The sequence below is a fragment of the Algoriphagus confluentis genome (assembly GCF_036245625.1).
Classification (GTDB): Bacteria; Bacteroidota; Bacteroidia; order Cytophagales; family Cyclobacteriaceae; genus Algoriphagus; species Algoriphagus confluentis.
In genome coordinates this window covers 157,483-178,568 of the sequence record NZ_BTPD01000003.1, presented here as the reverse complement: position 1 = coordinate 178,568, position 21,086 = coordinate 157,483, and the positions used below count along the sequence as shown (strand labels likewise).

Genomic DNA, 21,086 nt, shown 5'->3' with positions numbered 1-21,086 from the left:
TCTTTTGTTTGATTATTCGGTTATATCTTCTTTGGATTCGGAAGATTCGTTTGCAAGATCGGAAGATTCTTCATTTTCGTCTTCCACTTTGGAAATTTTTTCTACGGAGGAGATTTCGTCCCCTTCGCCTACTTTGATCAGCCGTACACCTTGTGTTGCTCTTCCCATGATTCTCAATTGTTCCATCGAGATGCGGATGATAATTCCCGATTTATTGATGATCATGAGATCGTCCGAATCCACCACCTCTTTGATTGCAACAAGTGCGCCTGTTTTTTCGGTCACGTTCATTGCTTTCACTCCTTTACCTCCCCGGTTGGTGATTCTGTATTCTTCGAGCATGGATCTTTTTCCATATCCCTTTTCGGAGACTACGAGCAAGGTGGCGTGTTCTTCGGAGGCACAAACCATGCCAATGACAAAGTCATTGGCATCATTTAACGTGATGGCTTTGACTCCCGTGGCCGTTCTGCCCATGGGTCTTACAGCCGATTCGTGGAAATGAATTGCTCTGCCGGACTTGGCTGCGATGACAATGTGCTGAGCACCATTGGTCATGTCCACATTGACCAATTGGTCATCCTCACGAATATTGAGCGCAATAATTCCATTGGATCTTGGTCTGGAATATTGCTCCAAGGTGGTTTTTTTGATGATTCCCTGCTTGGTCACCATGATCAAAAAATGATTGTTGATGTAATCCTGATCATTCAGGTCATCCACCTGAATAATGGATCTGATTTTGTCTCCCGACTCAATGTTGATCAGGTTTTGTATCGGCCGTCCTTTTGACGTTTTGGATCCTTCCGGAATCGCATAGGTTTTGAGCCAGAACAATTTTCCTTTATCAGTAAATATCAGAAGGTAATTGTGGGTAGAGGCAGTGAAGAGATATTCCGTCCAGTCATCGTCTTTGGTGCTTACCCCTCTTGATCCTACTCCTCCCCGGCCTTGGGTACGGTATTCGGTGAGGGCAGTTCGCTTCACATAGCCCTGATGAGAGACCGTAATGATCACCTCCTCGTTGGGAATCATATCCTCATAGCTGAAATCTTCGGCATTATGTTCGATTTCAGTTCTTCGATCATCTGCATAGCGGCTTTTCATCTCTTGGAGTTCTCCCTTGATGATTTCCATCCGCTTATCTTCATTAGCCAGGATTTCTTTCAATTCTTCGATCAAGGCCATGATTTCTTTATACTCCTGAACGATTTTGTCCCGCTCCATTCCTGTAAGCCGCTGCAAGCGCATATCCAAAATGGCTCTTGCTTGGATCTCACTCAGCTCGAAGCGCTCCATCAATCCATTTCTGGCGGTCTCCGGGTCTGCTGAGTTTCGGATGAGGGAAATCACCTCGTCCAAATGATCCAAAGCAATCAGGTAACCTTCCAGAATATGCGCGCGTTTCTCGGCTTCCTTTAATTCATATTCTGTCCTTCTGACTACCACTTCATGTCTATGGCTCACATAGTGGGTAATCAGGTCCTTCAAATTCAAGGTCAGAGGTCTGCCTTTAACCAAGGCAACATTATTGACAGAGAATGAAGTTTGAAGCTGAGTCTGCTTATAAAGATTGTTCAGTACCACACTCGGCACCGCATCTCTTTTGAGCTCATATACAATCCGCATTCCGGATCGATCGGATTCATCACGGATGGCAGAAATCCCGTCAATCTTCTTTTCATTGATTAGCTGGGCGGTTTTTTCGACCATATTGGCCTTATTGACCATGTATGGAATTTCGGTAATGACTATCATCTCCCGATTTCCACCCTCTTTTGTCTCTACATTGGCCTTGCCCCTTACTACAATTCTGCCACGACCGGTTTCAAAGGCAGCCTTGACGCCATTATAACCATAGATAATCCCCCCGGTAGGGAAATCCGGAGCTATTACATGCTGCATCAGTTCCGATACGGTGATATCCCGGTTGTCTATATAGGCTACAATCCCGTCTATAACCTCACCCAAATTATGGGGAGCCATATTGGTAGCCATACCTACTGCTATTCCCGATGCTCCATTAAGCAGCAAAGCAGGGACTTTAGCAGGCAATACGGTGGGTTCTTTTAGGGAATCGTCAAAATTAAACTGAAAATCAACCGTGTCTTTGTTGATGTCCACAAGCATTTCCTCAGCTATTCTTCTCAGTCTTGCCTCGGTATATCGCATGGCTGCGGGATTGTCTCCATCAATGGAACCAAAATTACCCTGACCATCTACCATGGGATACCTGAGGGACCATTCTTGGGCCATTCGGACCATGGTGTCGTAGACGGCAGAGTCTCCGTGCGGGTGGTATTTACCCAGTACTTCCCCTACTATTCTGGCTGATTTTTTATACGGCTTGTTGTGTAAAACTCCCAGCTCCTGCATTCCGAAAAGAATTCTTCGATGAACTGGTTTGAGTCCGTCACGGACATCAGGAAGTGCTCTAGAAACAATGACCGACATCGAATAATCGATGTAGGCACCACGCATTTCCTCTTCAATATTAATCGGTATGATGTTCTCGTTTTCTCCTTGGGCCATAAAATGCTTTTTCGCGGGTCAAATTAAGCCGCAAGATAGCAAAAAGAGAAGGCTTTTAAAACCTCACATTCAAAGTAAGCCCGATATTATTCCATCAATACCACTGACCGACTTTTCGGTTTTGTAGATTGAAGACAGAACTTCCCCTGTATTCAATTCCATTGTGCATATGCTTCATCACTACACCGCATCCCTGCACTTTGCAACGTTTGGTACCGGGTATTCGGATGGCAAGTCCTACTTGCATGGAGTAGAGGGACTGATTGATTTCCTGAAATTCAGAAAAATCCGAGGAGGCGTAAGTAAATGAGCGAAACTCCCCTCCCCCTTTGATGAATAGTTTGGTATATTCAGAAAAATCACGTTCTATCCTCAATCCCAATCCAAAATAAGGGTCCTCTGAAACGGCTAATCGGGGTTCATAGGGCTGATTGGGTTGATCCAATGCTGGGTCATAGGCATTTTTCAATTTGAGCTGCCCAAACTCTCCTTCCAGGATAAATCTCCAGGGATAAATCTGCCGAGCTCTTTGCCTGAGTTCAGACTGCATGTATAAATTATTGGAGCTGAACTTTCTATACCTCATTTTCAAAAATCCCTGCCTCCTCTTGGCGTCATAAAGCACCAAGCCAACTGTACCATAGGTTTTTGAAATTTGATAGGAAGCCCCTTCAAAGGGAAATTCAAAATCTCCTCCCTGCATGGGTGAGAGATTTCCCCACTCCATCCCATACCCACCTCCAATGGTCAGGAGATTAAAAAGGTTAATTCTCACCCCCCCGTTGAACAAAGGAAAAGTCCAATCTCCTGAACTCATTTCCAGTGGATTCTCCGGACTGATATCCAATGGTGTTTCAAAATTCCGGTATTGAGTCAAGGGATACAGGCTCGGGTTTTCGGAATAAAAACTCATTCCCATCTGATGATAGGCTGCTCCGGTAGAAAGCTCAAAAGCAAACTGCTCGATCACGTTTCTAAACGCATTACCAACCCCTGATTCACTCTTCGGGTTTTTTGCTTTGGTACTAATTCCGAAAATATCTTCATCCTGCGCTAGGGCCAAACTCCCCAAAAACAGGGTGGGAATAAGTAGTAAAATTGATTTCAATGTCTGCATGGGTATGGAAAACGCTCAATAGCATAAACCTATAAAAAAAGAAGCCTCTTTTTTAGAGACTTCTTCAAATTTATTGCCATTATCTCGCCTAACTCCGATTAGGAACCCCCATTTGTCTTCATTTCCTCAATCATTTGATCCAACTTTTCCTTAAGAGCAGGATCTTCTTTAATTGCACCATTTACTTTGTTGTAAATGGATACACCAAGAATCTCGTCGTCTTTAATCAATTCGGTCTTGTAGTCCACCACGGATTGCTGCAAGGAGTCCTGAAATTCTTTGATGGCTTGATAGGCTGCCCTTTCCTCATCTGTCAATTCAATTTCTGTTTCCTTTTCAGGATCACCCCAAGCGGCCTTGATTTCGTTGTATCTCGCTCCTCCATCGATCACCTCGTTATTGATGATCATGTTTTTCAACTCCTCGGTTTTGTCTTCTACATATTGTGACGTCATTACCTCTACTTTAGCAAACTTTGCCAAATCCTCGTCTGTCACTTTTTCATCTGCCTCCTGAGCTACACTAAACAAACTATACCCCATAAAAAGAGCCAAAAACATCCAAATTTTTCTCATAACTATCTTGGTTTAAATGAATACAACTTACAATAAACCAACCTTGGAAAGGAATTACAAGTTCAAATTTGACGATTTAAGAATTTTTATGATAAGCGGTTGGGGTCTCAAACCGACTCTTTCATTCGGGAAATAAGCTGAGTCGGATCCGGAGAATTGAACACAAAACTCCCTGCAACCAAGATATCGGCCCCAGCGTCCAAAAGACGGGGTGTATTGTCTAAATTGACCCCCCCGTCTACCTCTATCAACGTTTTTGACCCCTTTGAAAGAATCAAATCCTTTAATCTGGAAACTTTGGAATAGGTATTTTCAATGAATTTTTGGCCTCCAAATCCAGGATTAACCGACATTATACAAACTAAATCCACCTCTTCGATTATTTCGGACAACATGCTTATTGAAGTATGCGGATTGACTGCCACACCGGCTTTGGCTCCAAGCTGCTTGATCGCCTGAAGCGTTCGGTGTAGGTGGGGACAAGCTTCAATATGAACAGAAAGGATTTCTGCCCCAGCATTTCGGAAAGCTTCCAGATAGTTTTCCGGATGAACAATCATCAGATGAACGTCCAAAGGTTTTTTTGCATGCTTGTGTATAGATTCTGTGACCGGAATCCCAAAAGAAATATTGGGTACAAAGACCCCATCCATAATATCTACATGGATAAAATCTGCTTCTGATTGGTTCAGCATCTCCACCTCCTGCTGCAAATTGGCGAAATCAGAAGCAAGAATGGAAGGAGCGATGAGAGGGTTCATAGGCTGATTGAATGCTTATTTAGAAAGTGGTTCATTGCTACTGCTTAAGGAGCTTGGCTTGATTGACGAGAAGACCATCGGTCATTTGCACCAAATACAAACCGGGCTTTACTCCCGAAAGCTGAACAACATATGGGGATTTGGCTTCTGACCGAATCAGCTTGGTTTGAATCAAAACTTTGCCGGTAAGATCAATCAATTCAAATTGACTTTCTAAACCCGTGCCAAAATAGATCTTCAACTCTTCTCCAACCAAAGGATTAGGAAAGACTTTCCATTCTACTTCTTCCTCTGTTTCAGCCGAAAGAATCTCACCAAAATAGGCCTGATAAAAGTTGGGAATACCGTATCCAAAGTTATTGTCGGGGTTTTCAAATTTACTCGCACTCTCCAAAAGCCTTTGGATCAATTCAGCTTTTTTCCACTCAGGCCTTGCCTGCCAAAGTCCGGCAGCTAATGCGGTCACCTGTGGAGCGGAAAAGGAAGTACCACTTGCAGCACCGGAAGTCCCATTGGCCCTCAATAAAATCGGACTCTCTCCGTAGGCTACCAAATCCGGTTTGAGTCTTCCATCTCCTGTTGGACCCCGCGAACTAAATCCAGAGACATCGAGCGAGGAATTGACCGAACCGATTGCCAAAATACCTATGGCATCTGCCGGTGCCACCAAGGAGGAAGTGCCCCTGGCCCCATAATTTCCCACACTGTTTACGACCAAAATTCCTTTGTTTGCAGCGATAGAGGCACCTTTTGTAATCGTGGCAGTATTCCCATCCAAATCTGAAACTGTGTAATCCATTGAGGGATCGTCAAAATCCCAATAGCCTACCGAACTGCTGATGATATCTACCCCTAGACTATCAGCATATTCGGCACCTCTCACCCAATTCAATTCTTCGATTCTGTATTCGGTGGCGACTTCTTCAGTGATGACCAAAACAAACTCCGATTCATAAGCCCCTGCCACCAAAACTCCGGGATCATTGGCACCGATCAAAGAAAGCACATTGGTTCCATGAGGATGGTCTGTAAATACGGAAGGATTCCAAGGACGAATAAGGTCTTTTTGCCCAATAATCTGTCCATTTGCCATCAGATTTTGAAAACCTTTGGCTTGATTCACACCCGGAAATCCGGCATCAAATACCGCGATAGTAATCCCCTTGCCCGTAAATCCCTCTTCATGCATCACATCGATTCCGAGAATTTCATTTTGAAACTGGTAGGACTGATTAGCTCCCACTTCTGTAATCCTTGAGTTTAATTTGGGATCCTCACAATTTACCGAACTGCTCGCGCTCACTCTGAGGTAATTTTTTACCCTTCCGGAAGGCGGAGGAATAGATCCTCTTGCCACCAACTCAACCCGGTCCACAAAGGGTAAGGCTTCCAGAACTTTGGCTTGGGATTCCTCGGCAATGACCACCGAGGCATTCAACCACTTGCTGCTGTAGAGCAAATAGGTAGCCTGACTGCTAACCACCTCTTCGTATTTTTTTGCAACGGGCAGATCCAAACTATCTGCAGAAAGCCCTTCTCGCTGTCTCCTTTGGAGGGCTTTGGCACTGAGATACTCCCCAGGGTTGGATAGAGTAAATCCAGATTGAGGTTTGTATTTGTAATAAACTGCAAAGCGATTTTGGGCTTCTGAAAAAGAGATAAAAGCCAAAAAAGCCAAGGCAAACAAAACCGATTTAATTTTTCCCATAGTCGCTCAGTCTCAGGTGAATTTTCTCTCCTCCATTAATCAATTGCTGTCCCAAACAGTCATTTCTCGAGCAATAAGTTAGCACTTCTGAATATTTTTCCACCAATCCTACTCCTTTTTGAAACACCTCATACCGAACATCCCTCACTGTCACTTCATCGTCCACTTCCTCTTGCTTTACTCTGACCTGTTCGACATCGATTGCCTCTATCTCAAATTCGTCCAAACCTTCGGCCTGATAGGCCAATCCATTCCAGACCTTGCCTAACTCAGGAGGAAAATTGAGTACAACCAAAGTTTGATTATTGATTGTTCTCAGCAAGGATAAATCTCGAAGTTGAAGGGTATATTCCAGTTCTTTAGACCAAAATATCCCATCCGCAGAGCGACTTCTTTCCACCACAAAAACTAAACTTCTCTCTGCATTGAGGTAGGATGTCCTTACCCTGTCCCGAATGAAAAAAGAGAAATCTTCAGCATCATTTTCTCCAAAATATATAGTCTGCTCCACTTCGTAAATCCAAAACCTGCCTATCTCCAAAGGCTGAAAATCAAATTGTGGATCAAAAAAAGCGGGCTCTGTTTCCTCCTCGCAAGAGAAAATCAAGCCTGTCAGGGAAATAAAAAAAATCAGATAAATCTTCCGCATAACTAATCAGAGAAGTAAAAATAGCAGATTTTGTTTCTAGATTTTCAGAAGTAGCCGTTTTACTTCTGCCCTGTTTTCTTTTATGGGCAAATATTGTGGAGTAATTTTGTCCAATTACATGATCCAAAAATGGCTTTAAAAACTTTTGTAAAAATCAATCACATCAACAACCTCACCGATGCTCGGTATTGTGCGGGGATGACGGTCAATCTCTTGGGTTTTTGTCTCAACTCAGAAGATCCCAATTTTGTGAGTCCCGAAGAATTCCAAGAGATTACGGGTTGGCTCTCTGGAGTAGAATTTGTAGGGGAGACAGCAGGGATTCCGGAAGAGGAAATCCGGATTCTGCTAGACAAATATCCGGGACTTTCTTGGGTGGAGCATGATCGTCTGGACACACTTTTGTCTTTAAATGATTTGGGGCTTCCATTGATCTACCAATGCGATCTGGACGAAATCAATCACTTGGACTTGGAATTGGAGGAAAAACTAGGTCAGCGATCCCTTTACCTTCACTTGACAAATATTGAATCAGCATTTCAGAAACAAAAAGAAATCCAAGTGCTTTCGGATAAGTTTCCAGTGATTTTGGCCGATGGATTTCATCCGAATGATGTTTTGGAAGTAATAGGAACCCTACCGGTGTATGGAATCTCCCTTAAGGGAGGAACAGAGATCAAAGCCGGGCTGAGGGATTTTGACCAAATGGCGGATATCCTCGAAGCTTTGGAAATCGAAGACTAGCAACAAAAAACCCGGACCTTTTTACGTTCAGTCCGGGCTTTGTAGTATCAATCCCAAAGGTCACTCTGCTTGTACGGGCTATGTGCTCCTGTAAAGAAGCTGCCATCAATGAATCGATGAGCGATTCCCAAATCCCTAAGCTCCAACATGTCTTCATCTCTGAGCTGGATTTTTGAGGCTTCAAAATTGGAGAAGATCCGGTCATGGTTGACAGACTTGGGGATGACAGCTATATCTCTGTGCAAGGACCAAGCGATCAAAATCACACCCGGGTTTACTCCATACTTTTTGGCTATTTCTTCCACCATAGGATTAGTGAGTAGAACAGGGTCATTTTTATGCTTCTCAGCCCTGGAATCTGGAGAGCCCAAAGGTGAATAAGCAGTCATTAAGATGCCATTTTCCTTACAAAAATTGACCAGAGGAAGCTGAGGCAAAAAGGGATGCATCTCCACCTGATTCATTTCAGGGGATTCTCCTTTCATGGCGAGGATTTCCCTCAGTTTGGTTTGGTTGAAATTGGATACCCCGATATGTTTTGCCATTCCAGATGCTTTTTGTTCCTGCATGGCCTCCCAGGTTTGAGTTAGGGGCACATCCTGATAGGTGTAAAATTCTTCCCGATGAGATGCGAACGTCACCCCATGTTTGAAAGAGATTGGCCAGTGAACGAGATATAAATCCAGATAATCCAAGCGAAGATTTTCCAAAGACTTTTCCAAAGCCGGCTTCACATCTTCATGTCGGTGGCAATCATTCCAAAGCTTGGAGGTCACAAAAAGATCACTCCGCTTGACCAATCCATCCGAAAAAGCATCGGAAATCCCTTGTCCTACCTCTTTTTCGTTTTGATAGATAGCTGCGCAATCGATATGCCTATATCCTGCCTGTATCGCCCAATAGACTGCTTTTCTTACTTCCCCAGGTTTACTTTTCCATGTACCTAAGCCTAGGGCTGGCAGGGTATCTCCGTTTTTAAAAGAAAGGGTTTTCATCTGTTTTGTTGATTTTATGGATCTATCGAAAGACTTCGACTGGATTGATTTATAAAGTATTTACGATCTCTAGAGCATTAAAGATGGTGGATTTGGGTTTTCATTCCGACTTTTTTTCCAAGTATCGCTTGAAGCGGTTCATCACCCAAAGATGCAACTTAGCCTGCGTATTGATGTAAATAATCCATGGAAGGCGGGGAACAAATTCATGAATGGCAGAAACGATATATCGGCTGTCCAGCACTTCTCTAAACTCCATCCATCCGTAATCAAACCGCTTGACCAGCCAGCCTCCGGTGATGTAGAAAAGCTGTCTCTGTTCATCACTGCGGTCAGGAATCAACGTCAATTGAAGCATCGGCTTTTTCCCCCAAAGGAGATGAAATCCGATTTCTCCCTGATTGGATACTTTACCATTGACCAAAAACCGAAAGAACTTGGGCAACCACAAATAATAGCGATTCGCTACCCAAAGTGCAGAGTTCCTGCCTTTGTTGGGAATTCGCTGAATGGAGCGAACCGTATTTTTGACTCCCTTGTTTCTATAAAAGTCAGGCAAATTGGGTAACTCCTTAGTCGTGAGAGCAACCTGAACAGATTCCTCGTAAGTGAGGTACCTGATTTGCTTCTCCTTAAATGCCAATCGGTCAGAAATGATCAAGGTATGTTTGAGACTTTCCACCAAAGGAGATACCAGCTGAGGGGGACTTTCTCCAAAAAGGCCAACCCAGAATTTGCTTAGCCCCAGAGAAAATACCGGAATAGAAAAAACCAGGCGTTTTTTACCCATGGATGCTGCTGTTTTTTCCAGCATGCGACGGTAGGACATCACCTCGTTGCTGCCTATTTCTATGACTTGACCATAGACTGAGCAATTGCCAATGCAGGTATCAATTATATCCAGGGTATCCCGTAAAGAAATGGGCTGTGTCAAAGATTCGGTCCATTGTGGACACATCAAAACAGGAAGTTTTCTGACCAAATTTTTGATCATGTCAAAACTTGAACCTCCTGGACCTACGATGATCGAAGCCCGTAACGCAGTCAATTTGGAGCCCCTTGATCCCAGTGTTTTTTCCACTTCTAAGCGGCTTTTCAGATGCCGAGATAGTTTTTCTTCCGGCTCATCGGGAATCAATCCACCCAGATAAATTATCTGTCTGATTCCGTTCATTTCGGCTGCCCGGCTGAAATTATCTGCCAAAAGCAAATCAGTATCTTCGAAACTTCCCTGATTCAACCGGGTGGATGCATTCATGGAATGGACCAAATAGATGGCTACATCTACCCCTTTTAAAGCCTCGATGGTAGAGGAAATCGAATAGAGTTCCACCTGCCTCCATTCCAATTCCGGATAAGGGTTGGATTTGACTTTTCTCCGGCTGAGGCCGATGAGGTTATACTTAGACTTGAACTTTTCAATAAACCAACTTCCGATATAGCCTCCAGCCCCTGCTATGGCAACAGTCAAAGGCCTGGATGTGGAAGAGCTGGATATAGACATAAAAAAACTGGAACTGAAAGATAAACTAATTCAATTCCAGTCTGTTCAGCAGGCTTGGTATTTTATTTTCGGGCAAATTCCCTCCCCAGAGTGGTTGTGTGATATTTGGTAATCATATTGGGTACCTCCCAAAGCGGAAGATTTCCATTCTGGAAATAGTCCAAAAAACGCTCCGTCACTTGGGCAAAATGTGCTTCATGCCCATTGTGGTATCGGTCAGGAATAACCACCCGATATTCGCCAGTGGTGGTTTTTTCCAAATCGATTCCGGGATAGGTACTTTGAAGGGTCTCTTTTACAGCCTCTTCCAAAGCTTCATCCTGGTCTCCCAAAAGCTCCACGTATAGCTCCGGGCGGTAGTTTTGTTCTTTTCCCTGACGAATTACCAGATTGGCTTTGGTCCCTCTCATCAAGCTGTAGTGAGTATCCCCTGCCCCCTCTGGTGCCTGAAAATTCCAGATTACACTGACTTTGGCATGAATACCTTTCAGGGTGTAATTCATCTCACCATTGGAATAGACTTCCAATGAACCTTTTTTAACATCTTTTTGGAGAAAATCTGAAAAATCAGACTTTCCGGTCACCTGCTGGAATTGTTCCAAACTTAACGGTGTAGCCCATCTTCTGGCAGAGAGCATGGTCACGTCAGTGGTATCCAAGATTTGATCCGGAAAGGCTTCCCATTGAATCAAGTCCACCAAGTGGGTGGTCACATCCACAATTCCCTCTCCTTCGATATCTACATCAAAGAACCAATCTGGTCTTACCAAAGGAACTCCAGAAACATATTTGAAAAAGTGATGCACGGATTCTTTGGTAATTGCGGGATTATCCGGGCTTCCTTTTTCCAATTCACCAAAAACAGAAGAAATTCTGGAGAGCTCTTTTTGAAGTAAAGTGGTAATCTCGAACCGCTCCGTCATGATATCATAGACCAGCAAATTTTTCTCTTTAGCTATCTCAAAGGCCTTCTTCAGCTTTTGAAATCCTCCGCGATTGATAACCAAGGGCTTATCTGCGTATACATGAATCCCATTTTGGACAGCCTCAAGGATATAATCTATTTTTTTGTCATTCTTTCCGGCCACCATCATCACATTGCCGGGTTTTTGGGAAATCATCTTCTTCAGGTAATCATTTCCTGAGTAGATCTCCAAATTCCAAGCGGTTGGATTTTCTGAACGGGTATTGTAAGACTCCAATCGTTTCAGATGATCCTTCAATTCATCTCCTGGAGGTGCAAAAATGTAAACAGTTGAATCCACTTGCGGATACATGGTCTTATGGATCAAGCCGGCATGAAAATGACCGGGATCCAAAGTCATAATGGTTACATTTTGGATGGTGGATTCACTCATATTGCTTTCAGGTTCTGTCGAGCTACAAGCCCCGAACAAAAGGGCCGCAAAGGCCCCTAATGTATAATTTCTCAGATTCATTTCCATTTTTCTGTGAGTTGGGAAAACCTTCTCATTACATGCTTTTGAAGTTTTAACAAAGGTTTGATGACTTACTTCTTCAGCTTTCTAAATTCAGACTTCAGACTTTTTGCTTCAGACCTTCACATAATCCGTTCCCCAGGGTCTTCGCTGAGGCCTACTGAGATGCGAATTAGCTTCCGGGTCATTGATAAACTCTTCTTTCACTGGATCCCAAGCCAGTTTTCTGCCCATTTTCATGGCGATATGGCTAATCAAACACACTGAACAGGCCCTATGTCCGATTTCTACAGGAGAAAGCAACTCAGTTTTGCCCTGTATCGCATCCAGCCAATTGCCGTGATGCTCATCACTTCGGGTCAATCGGATTTCATTTTCTCCTATCTGAGAAGTCAGGATTTTGGGATTTGAAGCGTCCAGAGCTTTGGCATTGTTGTTTTGCGCTACCGGATCCGAGGAAGAGGCCTGATAATTTCCTCGGGAAACCCAAATCCATCCTTCAGTACCTTCGTATCGAATCCCGTTGGGATAGCCACCGGAAGTCAGCATGACGATTCCATTGTCGTATTCGGCTTTGACCATAAAGTCACCGTGAACGTTCCAAAAACCAGCCCGAGGGAATTCAGCTACGGCTTCAATATATCTGGGTCCGGTCAATTCGGTATCCATTCCCCATGCCGCTGAGTCAAAATGATGCTGACCCCAGCCGGTAATCATACCAGCTCCATAATTTTCGTGTCTCAACCAGCCCGGACGGCTGTAATCGTTTTGTGGATGCACGCCAATTTCTGAATAAGGGATTTCTGGAGTCGAACCGAGCCACATGTCAAAATTCAAATTGGAGGGAACAGGCATGGGCGGGGCATCCGGTCCGGCAGGATCTCCCGGAAGACCAATTCGGACCGTATGAAGTTTTCCTATTCGGCCATTTCGAACCAATTCAGCAGCAATTCTAAATTGCTCACTCGAGCGCTGCTGCGTTCCCAACTGAAGAACAACACCGGTTTTATTGACCACTTCGACTAATTGCCGCCCTTCCTTGATGGTCAGAGAGGTGGGTTTCTGCACATAAATATGCTTTCCAGCCAAGGCTGCCTCCATGGCAGGCTGCGAATGCCAATGGTCCGGAGTGGAAATGATCACCGCATCGATATCCTTGTTGAGCAACATTTCCCGATAGTCCCCATACTGCTTCACATCCATGTATTTTTCGCCCAGCTTTTTGGTGTAGTAGTCTTCGACCAGTTTTTTCCCATCTGCCATTCGCTTGCTATCCACATCGGATACCGCTACAATTCGAGCAACATCATGTCTCCAAGTGCCTGGTAGATCATGATCACGGGCAATTCTTCCACAACCGATTTGCCCGATATTGATTTTGTTACTCGGTGCGTTTTTTCCAAAAACAGAAGCTGGAACAATGGTAGGGAAGCCAAAAGCAGCTCCTGCAAGGGCCGTTTTTTTCATAAAATCTCTTCTTTGCATATCGTTAATGGTTTGTTGCTTGCTATTTATTTCACAAAAGCTCTCCAATAAGCCTCAGCTTCCTCGGAACTGAGGTCACCGTCAAATACGATCATCCGGTACTTGAGGGAGTAGCGCTTTTCTGGTTGTAGTTCCCAGGATTCGTGACGGATGGGGCAAAACTCAATGAACACATTCCCCTTTCCATTGTATTGACCGACAGGCCAAACCCGCAAAGGTTCCGGATGGGCTTTGTTGGTATTATGGCTGAGAAAAAGAATCCCGCTTTGACCTTCGGGAGAATCAGTTTTTCCTTTGACAATGATCCATTTGGCTTCCGTTCCATCTGCAGTTTTGCGATCGTGGCCCTCTGAAGTCAAAATGGTACTATTGTCATCTCCCCAAACCTCGGTGGCACGGAAACCAATCCCTCCTCCATATCGGTAATCATCCAAAAGGATTCCTCCGGGAATTTTGGTTGAAATGGTAGTCGTATAATCTACCATATATCGGCCATTGTCTGCCGGCTTCAACTTGATTCTCAAATCCTCCTCGATAGCCAACTTTTCTGACTCTGGGGCCTTTAGATCCATATGATTCTGCCGCACGTTCAGTTCTGCAGCACCTCCAGCTACCTTTTTTGATAGGATGTGGGAAAAATCCACTCTGCCCTTTTCGTCACCCAAATTCCAAAAATCCACTTCCCGGCCATTTATTGTAGCCCGGGTCCAGGGTCCCCAAACACCGTAGTGATGGTAATGATCCTTTGGCTGTATCCTACTGAGCACTTGACCGCTTGGAGAACTGATCGGATGTATAAATCCCGATTTGCTGAATGCCTCTTTGACTCCCCGAGGCACAGGTTCTTTGACTGTCTGATAGGTCAAAACTTTCTTTCCGCCGAAGTAGAAATCAACTCCCTTTTCGGAGTCTCTGAGCTCGACATCTTGCGCAAACGATCCCGTAGAAAAAAGGGCAAAAAAGAACGAAGAGGTCAAAATTCTTTTGAAAGACATGGAAATTTAAGGTTATTGGACTTGTGATTTTGAAGTTATTAAAATCCCCTAAAAACCATCCAACTTTCAAACCAATAAACCCATGATCAGAGCCATTATCTACGGAATCGTTTTCCTGTTTTCGTTTCAGTTTGTCAGTGCACAAAGCCTACCTGAGGTAACTTTGGATGAGTCTTGGAAGCAGAAAATCAAGGATTTGGCTCCAGAAAAATCAACATTTCCAACTTCAAAGAAGAAGAAGGTTTTGGTCTTTTCTCTGCATACTGGCTTCAATCATTGGGTAAGACCTCACACTGAAGAAGTGGTTAAAATCCTCGGAGAAAAAAGCGGAGCATTTGAAGTCATCGGCAGCAGGGATATCAACTATATGGAATTGAAAAATCTTAAAAAGTTTGATGTACTTGTGTTGAACAATACCAATTCCAAACCCGATAAGCGCAATCTTTTTTGGGATGAGTTGAAAATACAATCTTATGGTGACTCTGCTGCCACCATGAAAAAAGCGCTGGAACTGGAGGAAAATATCCGAAAGTACGTAGCTGGAGGCGGAGGATTACTGGTTCTTCACGGGGGAAATACAATCCTGAATAACTCCTTGGATTTCAGTCGGCTCCTCGGAGGCAGTTTTGATTATCATCCTCCTCAGCAGGCTTTTCAGGTGCGATTGGAGAATCCCAATCACCCTTTGGTTCAGGCTTTTTCACCTGAAGGATTCAATCACGTAGACGAACCCTATTTTTACAAAAATGCCTATGAAGAGGGAGACTTCACGCCCCTGCTTTATTTCAATAATTCAGAAATAAAAAATCAGAGAAAAGGATCAGAAAAAACCGAAGGCAAAACCTATGTAGCTTGGATCAGACCAGAAGGCAAAGGAAAAGTCATGTATGCCTCTCCCTCCCACAATGCGCAGAGTTACGATAATCCCCAATTGCTTCAATTCATCCTTGATGGAATGCAATATGTGGCAGGAGATGTGACATGTGATGAAACTCCCTTAAAAAATAATTAACCAAAGAGTCCGCAGAGGAAAACGGAGAACGTACAATGGGAGAATTGAATTTATTCCCATAATCTGATGATCTTTGGCTCATTGATGAGTAAGACGAGCATAGCTATTAAAATAATCTGTGCCAATCTGAGAAATCTGTGAGCTGTTTATTTTAACAAGGATCCTCACTCCAAAATGTTGCTACTTTGGTGGGGACAGGATAAGGAGCATAAAGCCCTTGACAGATTACTGAAAAGTTTTCATCCTCAGTTGGATCAAAGTCTCTGATTCTAACAAATCCAATTCTTGATTCTGGAACTGAGACCAGTGTAAAGAGCCGAATCACGTTTGGGTATGAATTTCCGTCATAATAGGTAATAGATTCCCCAAGAGTTCTAGAATTTTTGACAGAAACTAACAAACCACCCCCACATCGATCGGGTCCAATTACCTCAATCTTGTAGCAATCAGCAGGTTCAATTTCGGATTGACATCCCGAAATGAGAATTGCAAAAAGGATGAAAACCTTACCAAGTGTATTGAGGAATTCTTTTTTACCTACCATATTTCAAAAACGAAAACCTACTGCTCAACGCTACTAAATTAAATTAGGAAAGAAATAAGTTTTGCCTTTAGCGCTCCGATTATGGCATTTCTTTTATTTCCTTATTGGAAAAAGAATTAGTGGGTTGGCATATAGCTATGAATTACCGCCTCAGCTGCAATTCTTCCTGAAGTCATCCCCGCATTGATGGAAGCATTGAGCAAGTAATCTCCAGCCAGATAGACCTGATCGGTGATTTTACATTCCGTAAATGGAATAGCATATTTCAAATCATCCACATGAGGCAAAGCATAGGCGATTGGGAAAGCTTTGACGAATTTAAAATACTCAGATTTTACCCCTGAGATTTCTTCCAACTCGTCCTGAACAGCCTTAATTAGCTCTTTTTCCCCAAGTTTGCTTTCCAAAACAGTCACTGAAAGAAGGGATCGTCCATTCTCAGCGTAAGCTTTGGACACATCATCCATAAAAACAATATTATTCACCAAACGATCCCCGGTTAATAATCCGATCATTGGGCGGGCCAATAAGGATTTCTGAAGAGAAAAATACAGATTGATGACCTGTCTTGGTGAAGCAAATTGCCCTTGAAGTTGTTTCATTACTCGATCGGGCTGGACTGCAATAATTATCCGATCCGCTTCGAGTTTGTCCCCATTCTCCAATTCGATGACATTTCCCTGAATTTCCCTGACTGGAGAATTGAAGTAAATCTGCGTTTTGCTTAGTTGCCTACGGATCATTTTTGGGATTTCTCCCATCCCCTTTTCGGGTATCGCCGCATGGCCCAAGGCAAACATCTTAAATACAAACTCAAACATCCTTGAGGAAGTATTCAGGTGTTTTTCGAGGAAAATTCCTCTGAAAAAAGGCTTGAAGAAATTATCAATAATCAGGTCTGAAAAACCAAAATTCTTCAAATACTGATGTGTGGGAATAGAAGGAGAATTAAAAATCTCCTCATTGCTCTTCTTTTTCAGTTCTTGAGTCAGCGTAAACATTTTTACCTTATCCAAAAAAGTTCCCACCTTGGAGAAGGCCATGCTGACCACTTTCAGGGGATTTCTCATGGGATCAGTGATTATAAAAGAGTCTTTCCCGTCAAATATCACCGCTCCAGGATCAAAGGTCTTAAGGTTCAAAGCCTGAAAATCAAGGTATTTTTTTGCCTCAGGATAGGCCGTATTCAAAACCTGAAAACCATGGTCCATCAAAAATCCTTCTTGCGCATCCGTTTTCATTCTGCCTCCTTCTTTTTCCGTTGCTTCAAGAATGATAGGACAAAATCCGGCCTTTTCCAGTTCAAGCGCTGCTATAAGGCCCGCAATTCCCGCTCCTACTATATATATTTTCTGATCTTCCATGGGTCAAGTTTCTGATGGCTAAAATATAAAAGCTTCTTTTCTATAGAAAAATAAATAGTGGTTGATCCATTAACTTCCCTGATTCAAAAGGGTTTTTAAATCCAGGAAATCCTGCACAAATTGATCAGTGGTGCTGAATTCAATTTTGGAATCAGTAAAATCGCAAGCTAGTCCACCACCCATGAAAAAACTTACTCTAACCTTAACCCTCATCGGATTACTTTCTCCCCTCTTTTCTCAGGTATATTTCCCTGATAAAAATCAATGGGAAACCAAATCCCCGGAAGAATTGGGATTGGATGGGGCCAAAATCAAAGAAGCCATTGCTTTTGCAGAAGCACATGAAAGCACGGCAAATCCCAACCTGAAAATCGCTCATTACGAAAGTGCATTCGGAAGAGAGCCCTTCGGTTATCCTGTCGGACCGATGAAAACCCGAGGTTCTGCGACAGGATTAATCATTTACAAAGGATATGTAGTAGGGCAATGGGGCGATCCATCCCGGGTGGATTTGACCTTTAGTGTGGCAAAAAGTTTTCTGTCCACCACGGCCGGATTGGCTGTGGAAGAAGGGTTGATTCAAAGCGAAATGGATTTGGTCTATCCCTATATGGCTCCTATCTATCCCTTTGACCCAGTCAAAGCAATGATGAACAAAGCCGACCATTTGGAGGAAGAGGATGTTTTTGAACTTTTTGATACCGAACATAACCGGAAAATCCGCTGGGATGACCTGCTGAGACAAACTTCCGATTGGGAAGGAACTCTTTGGGGGAAGCCAGACTGGGCAGACCGACCGGCAGAAGGAGTCGCACAGAAAAGAGCCAGAGCCCAAAACGAACCGGGAAGCCAATATGAATACAATGACACTCGGGTCAATGTCCTTGCTTTGGCACTTTTAAATATTTGGAGAAAACCTTTGCCTGCCGTTTTAAAGGAAAAAATCATGGATCCAATCGGGGCAAGTGATACCTGGAGATGGACCGGATACGAAAATTCCTTTGTCATCCTGGATGGGCAGATCATTCAATCCGTCAGTGGGGGTTCCCACTGGGGAGGCGGAATGATGCTCTCTGCTTGGGACCAGGCCCGATTTGGGTATTTGACTTTAAGAAATGGAAACTGGAATGGGAAGCAGCTGATTTCTACTTCCTGGATTGAAAAATCCCGTACCCCTACTCCAGCCCAGCCAGACTACGGATTTATGAATTATTTCCTGAATTATGATCAAAAGCAGGTTCCTGCCGCTCCCAAATCCGCCTTCCTACACATCGGGGCTGGCACCAATATGATCTATGTGGACCAAGAAAATGACTTGGTCGTTGTGGCAAGATGGATTCCAAACGGAGACAAAGCAGAACTGATTCGATTGATTTTGGAAAGCTTGCAAAAATGAATGGATTCCGATACCGGATGACCGATATCCGGTGTGTGAGAAGTTCAATGTTCTTTACCAAAATTCCCGAGATCGAGTCCTGATTGGGGAGAGATTTTGGTCTGGAGTAAGGATAATTCCCTCCCAGTTCATTCCCTCAGCTACAAAAATTGATTAGTAAAGAATGGGCTGTTGTAAAATTTTATTCGGGATTTCAATAAAGAGGAATTAGGAAAAAAGGGTGGTTTTGAATCAACTCTCCAAATTATTTTCTCTTTTTCTTCCAAATTTTTAAAGAATATTCTAAAAACTTTGGAAACCGACTTGGTTTCCAAAAAATCTTTGTTTACTTTTGCATCGTCAATTTTGACAGAGCATTTTTCTGAGCCGTGAATCCTTACTGTCGCTTGTCTGGGATTTAGGAAACATGGCAAGAAAAGTAAGGACAACATTCATGGAAAACACAATCAAATTCTCAGACCTGGGGATTTCAGAAGAAATCTTGCGGGCAGTGGAAGAAATGGGTTATACCCAACCTTCCCCCATTCAATCACAAGCTATTCCATTCGTTTTGGAAGGTCGCGATGTCATCGGACAGGCACAGACCGGAACAGGGAAAACTGCAGCTTTTGCTATTCCGATTATTGACTTGGTCGATCCGGAATTCAACAAACCTCAAGCTATCATTCTCTGTCCTACCCGTGAATTAGCGGTGCAGGTAGAAGGAGAAATTCACAAGCTTGCCAAATACCACAAGAAAATTTCCTCAGTGGCGATTTACGGAGGAGAATCCATAGACAAGCAGATTCGAACACTTAAAAAAGGGGTTCAAATCGTAGTGGGTACTCCGGGCCGGGTTCAGGACCACATCAACAGAGGAACTTTGAAACTGGAAGATGCAGGAATCATCGTTTTGGATGAGGCAGATGAAATGTTGGATATGGGCTTCAGAGACGATATCGAAGCCATCCTTCAGGAAATGCCGGAAGAAAGACAGACCGTCTTTTTCTCTGCTACCATGGCCAAGCCGATCATGGACTTGACCAGAAAATATCAAACCGAGCCGGAAATCATCAAAGTCGCCAAAAACGAGCTGACCGTTTCCAAAATCGAGCAGGTTTACTACGAAGTAAAGCCTTCTTTGAAAATGGAACTGATGGCCCGATTGATGACCATTAACAATTATGCACTCAGCGTAGTCTTTTGCAATACCAAGCGAATGACAGATGAAGTAACCGAAGCTTTAGGAAGCAGAGGTATTTTGGCAGAAGCGCTGCACGGTGACCTATCTCAGGCACAACGTGACAAAGTGATGAACAAATTCAGAAAAGGGCTTTGTACCGTTTTGGTAGCTACTGATGTCGCTGCTAGGGGAATCGACGTGGATAACGTAGAAGCCGTTTTCAACTTTGACATTCCTTTGGATGAAGAATACTATGTACACCGAATCGGACGTACAGGTCGTGCGGGTAAGTCAGGAACTGCCATCACATTCATCACCGGTCGTCGAGAATTCATGAAGCTCAGGGACTTGGAGCGCTATACCAAAGCGACCATCACCAAAATGACTCCTCCTTCCGTAACAGAGCTGGTTGAGTTGAAAAAAGCACAATTGGTGAAGGATGTATACAGAATCCTGAGCAAAGAAGAAGACAATCAAATCTTTGAAGCTACCATCGGACAAATGTTGACCGAAGGACTTACAGCCGAACAAATTGCTTTAGGACTATTGAAAATGGTCATGGGAGATGCTGTTAAAGAATTGAAAGATCAGGATTTCGGTATCGAAACGGCCTACAATGACCGCAGACGCGATGACCGTCGCGAAGGAGGCAGAGAAGGCAGATTTTCCCGTGGTGAGCGTGGGTCTGAGCGATTCGGCCGAAGCGGGGACCGATTTGAAAGAGGCGGAAGAGGTGAGCGAGGCGAGAGATTTGAAAGAGGAAACAGATTCAGTGACCGAAAAGAAGGAGGAAGAGACTTTGCTCCCAGAACAGAAAGAACTCGTGATGCCAATATGGCCCGTCTTTTCTTGAACCTAGGAAAAAAAGACAGAATCCGTCCAAACGATATCGTAGGTGCTATTGCAGGTGAAACTGGAGTTCCGGGCAAAAGCATTGGCGGAATCGACATCTTCGATAATTTCTCCTTTGTGGATGTCCCTCAAAAAGATGCAGATCACGTAATCCGAGTGATGAAGAACAACACCATCAAAGGAAAAACAGTAAACATGGAAATCTCAAAAGGTTAATAAGGTTATAGGTTAATTTGGTTTAAAGCACATTCT

General features: G+C 43.6%; 17 protein-coding genes. 4 read left to right on the top strand and 13 right to left on the bottom strand.

Annotated features, from left to right (window positions below):
• Nucleotides 1–12: 12 nt before the first annotated feature.
• From gyrA to AAA943_RS05465, 6 genes are all read right to left on the bottom strand, one after another.
• Nucleotides 13–2,532 (bottom strand): DNA gyrase subunit A, encoded by a 2,520-nt coding sequence (gyrA, locus tag AAA943_RS05490; RefSeq protein ID WP_338223225.1) that lies wholly within the window; start codon nt 2,530–2,532, stop codon nt 13–15.
• A gap of 94 nt (nt 2,533–2,626) precedes the next feature.
• The gene (locus AAA943_RS05485; protein ID WP_338223223.1) at nt 2,627–3,649 is read right to left on the bottom strand and encodes a hypothetical protein; all 1,023 of its coding nucleotides are present in this window, start codon (nt 3,647–3,649) and stop codon (nt 2,627–2,629) included.
• Nucleotides 3,650–3,747: 98 nt separating this feature from the next.
• Nucleotides 3,748–4,224, bottom strand: coding sequence for a hypothetical protein (locus AAA943_RS05480; RefSeq protein WP_338223222.1), 477 nt, complete (start codon nt 4,222–4,224; stop codon nt 3,748–3,750).
• A gap of 107 nt (nt 4,225–4,331) precedes the next feature.
• On the bottom strand, nt 4,332–4,985 hold the full coding sequence (gene rpe / locus AAA943_RS05475) for a ribulose-phosphate 3-epimerase (RefSeq protein WP_338223221.1): 654 nt from the start codon (nt 4,983–4,985) through the stop codon (nt 4,332–4,334).
• A gap of 37 nt (nt 4,986–5,022) precedes the next feature.
• On the bottom strand, nt 5,023–6,693 hold the full coding sequence (locus tag AAA943_RS05470) for a S8 family peptidase (protein ID WP_338223220.1): 1,671 nt from the start codon (nt 6,691–6,693) through the stop codon (nt 5,023–5,025).
• Nucleotides 6,680–7,342, bottom strand: coding sequence for a hypothetical protein (locus AAA943_RS05465; RefSeq protein WP_338223219.1), 663 nt, complete (start codon nt 7,340–7,342; stop codon nt 6,680–6,682). The genes AAA943_RS05470 and AAA943_RS05465 overlap by 14 nt, the downstream gene beginning before the upstream one ends.
• 129 nt (nt 7,343–7,471) lie before the next feature.
• Here AAA943_RS05465 and AAA943_RS05460 point away from each other — a divergent pair, with 129 nt between their 5' ends.
• Entirely contained in the window at nt 7,472–8,086 is a 615-nt protein-coding gene (locus AAA943_RS05460; RefSeq protein WP_338223218.1) for a beta/alpha barrel domain-containing protein, read from the top strand.
• A 47-nt stretch (nt 8,087–8,133) separates the two neighbouring features.
• Here AAA943_RS05460 and AAA943_RS05455 read toward each other — a convergent pair whose 3' ends face one another.
• The 5 genes from AAA943_RS05455 to AAA943_RS05435 all read right to left on the bottom strand — a co-directional run bounded on the left by AAA943_RS05455 (nt 8,134) and on the right by AAA943_RS05435 (nt 14,504).
• On the bottom strand, nt 8,134–9,081 hold the full coding sequence (locus AAA943_RS05455; RefSeq protein ID WP_338223217.1) for an aldo/keto reductase: 948 nt from the start codon (nt 9,079–9,081) through the stop codon (nt 8,134–8,136).
• 100 nt (nt 9,082–9,181) lie between these two features.
• The gene (locus tag AAA943_RS05450; RefSeq protein WP_338223216.1) at nt 9,182–10,585 is read right to left on the bottom strand and encodes an NAD-dependent epimerase/dehydratase family protein; all 1,404 of its coding nucleotides are present in this window, start codon (nt 10,583–10,585) and stop codon (nt 9,182–9,184) included.
• A gap of 62 nt (nt 10,586–10,647) precedes the next feature.
• Nucleotides 10,648–11,943: a putative oxidoreductase C-terminal domain-containing protein gene (locus AAA943_RS05445; protein ID WP_338223215.1), complete on the bottom strand. Its 1,296-nt coding sequence runs from the start codon at nt 11,941–11,943 to the stop codon at nt 10,648–10,650.
• A 195-nt stretch (nt 11,944–12,138) separates the two neighbouring features.
• The gene (locus AAA943_RS05440) at nt 12,139–13,509 is read right to left on the bottom strand and encodes a Gfo/Idh/MocA family protein (RefSeq protein WP_338218823.1); all 1,371 of its coding nucleotides are present in this window, start codon (nt 13,507–13,509) and stop codon (nt 12,139–12,141) included.
• A 26-nt stretch (nt 13,510–13,535) separates the two neighbouring features.
• Nucleotides 13,536–14,504, bottom strand: a complete 969-nt coding sequence (locus AAA943_RS05435; RefSeq protein WP_338223214.1) for a DUF6807 domain-containing protein — start codon at nt 14,502–14,504, stop codon at nt 13,536–13,538.
• 82 nt (nt 14,505–14,586) lie between these two features.
• On the opposite strand from AAA943_RS05435, the gene AAA943_RS05430 reads away from it, so the two are divergent.
• On the top strand, nt 14,587–15,516 hold the full coding sequence (locus tag AAA943_RS05430; RefSeq protein WP_338223213.1) for a ThuA domain-containing protein: 930 nt from the start codon (nt 14,587–14,589) through the stop codon (nt 15,514–15,516).
• A gap of 151 nt (nt 15,517–15,667) precedes the next feature.
• On the opposite strand, the gene AAA943_RS05425 is transcribed toward AAA943_RS05430, so the two are convergent.
• Together AAA943_RS05425 and AAA943_RS05420 are read right to left on the bottom strand one after the other, a co-directional pair.
• Nucleotides 15,668–16,060, bottom strand: a complete 393-nt coding sequence (locus AAA943_RS05425) for a hypothetical protein (RefSeq protein ID WP_338223212.1) — start codon at nt 16,058–16,060, stop codon at nt 15,668–15,670.
• 116 nt (nt 16,061–16,176) lie between these two features.
• Complete coding sequence (locus AAA943_RS05420; RefSeq protein WP_338223211.1) at nt 16,177–17,424, bottom strand: NAD(P)/FAD-dependent oxidoreductase; 1,248 nt, start codon at nt 17,422–17,424, stop codon at nt 16,177–16,179.
• A gap of 181 nt (nt 17,425–17,605) precedes the next feature.
• Here AAA943_RS05420 and AAA943_RS05415 point away from each other — a divergent pair, with 181 nt between their 5' ends.
• Nucleotides 17,606–18,820 carry a serine hydrolase domain-containing protein gene (locus tag AAA943_RS05415; RefSeq protein ID WP_338223210.1) on the top strand — a complete coding sequence of 405 codons (1,215 nt, stop codon included), beginning with the start codon at nt 17,606–17,608 and terminating at the stop codon, nt 18,818–18,820.
• 433 nt (nt 18,821–19,253) lie between these two features.
• A complete protein-coding gene (locus AAA943_RS05410; RefSeq protein WP_338223209.1) occupies nt 19,254–21,050 on the top strand; it encodes a DEAD/DEAH box helicase in 1,797 nt (598 codons plus the stop codon).
• Nucleotides 21,051–21,086 lie beyond the last annotated feature (36 nt).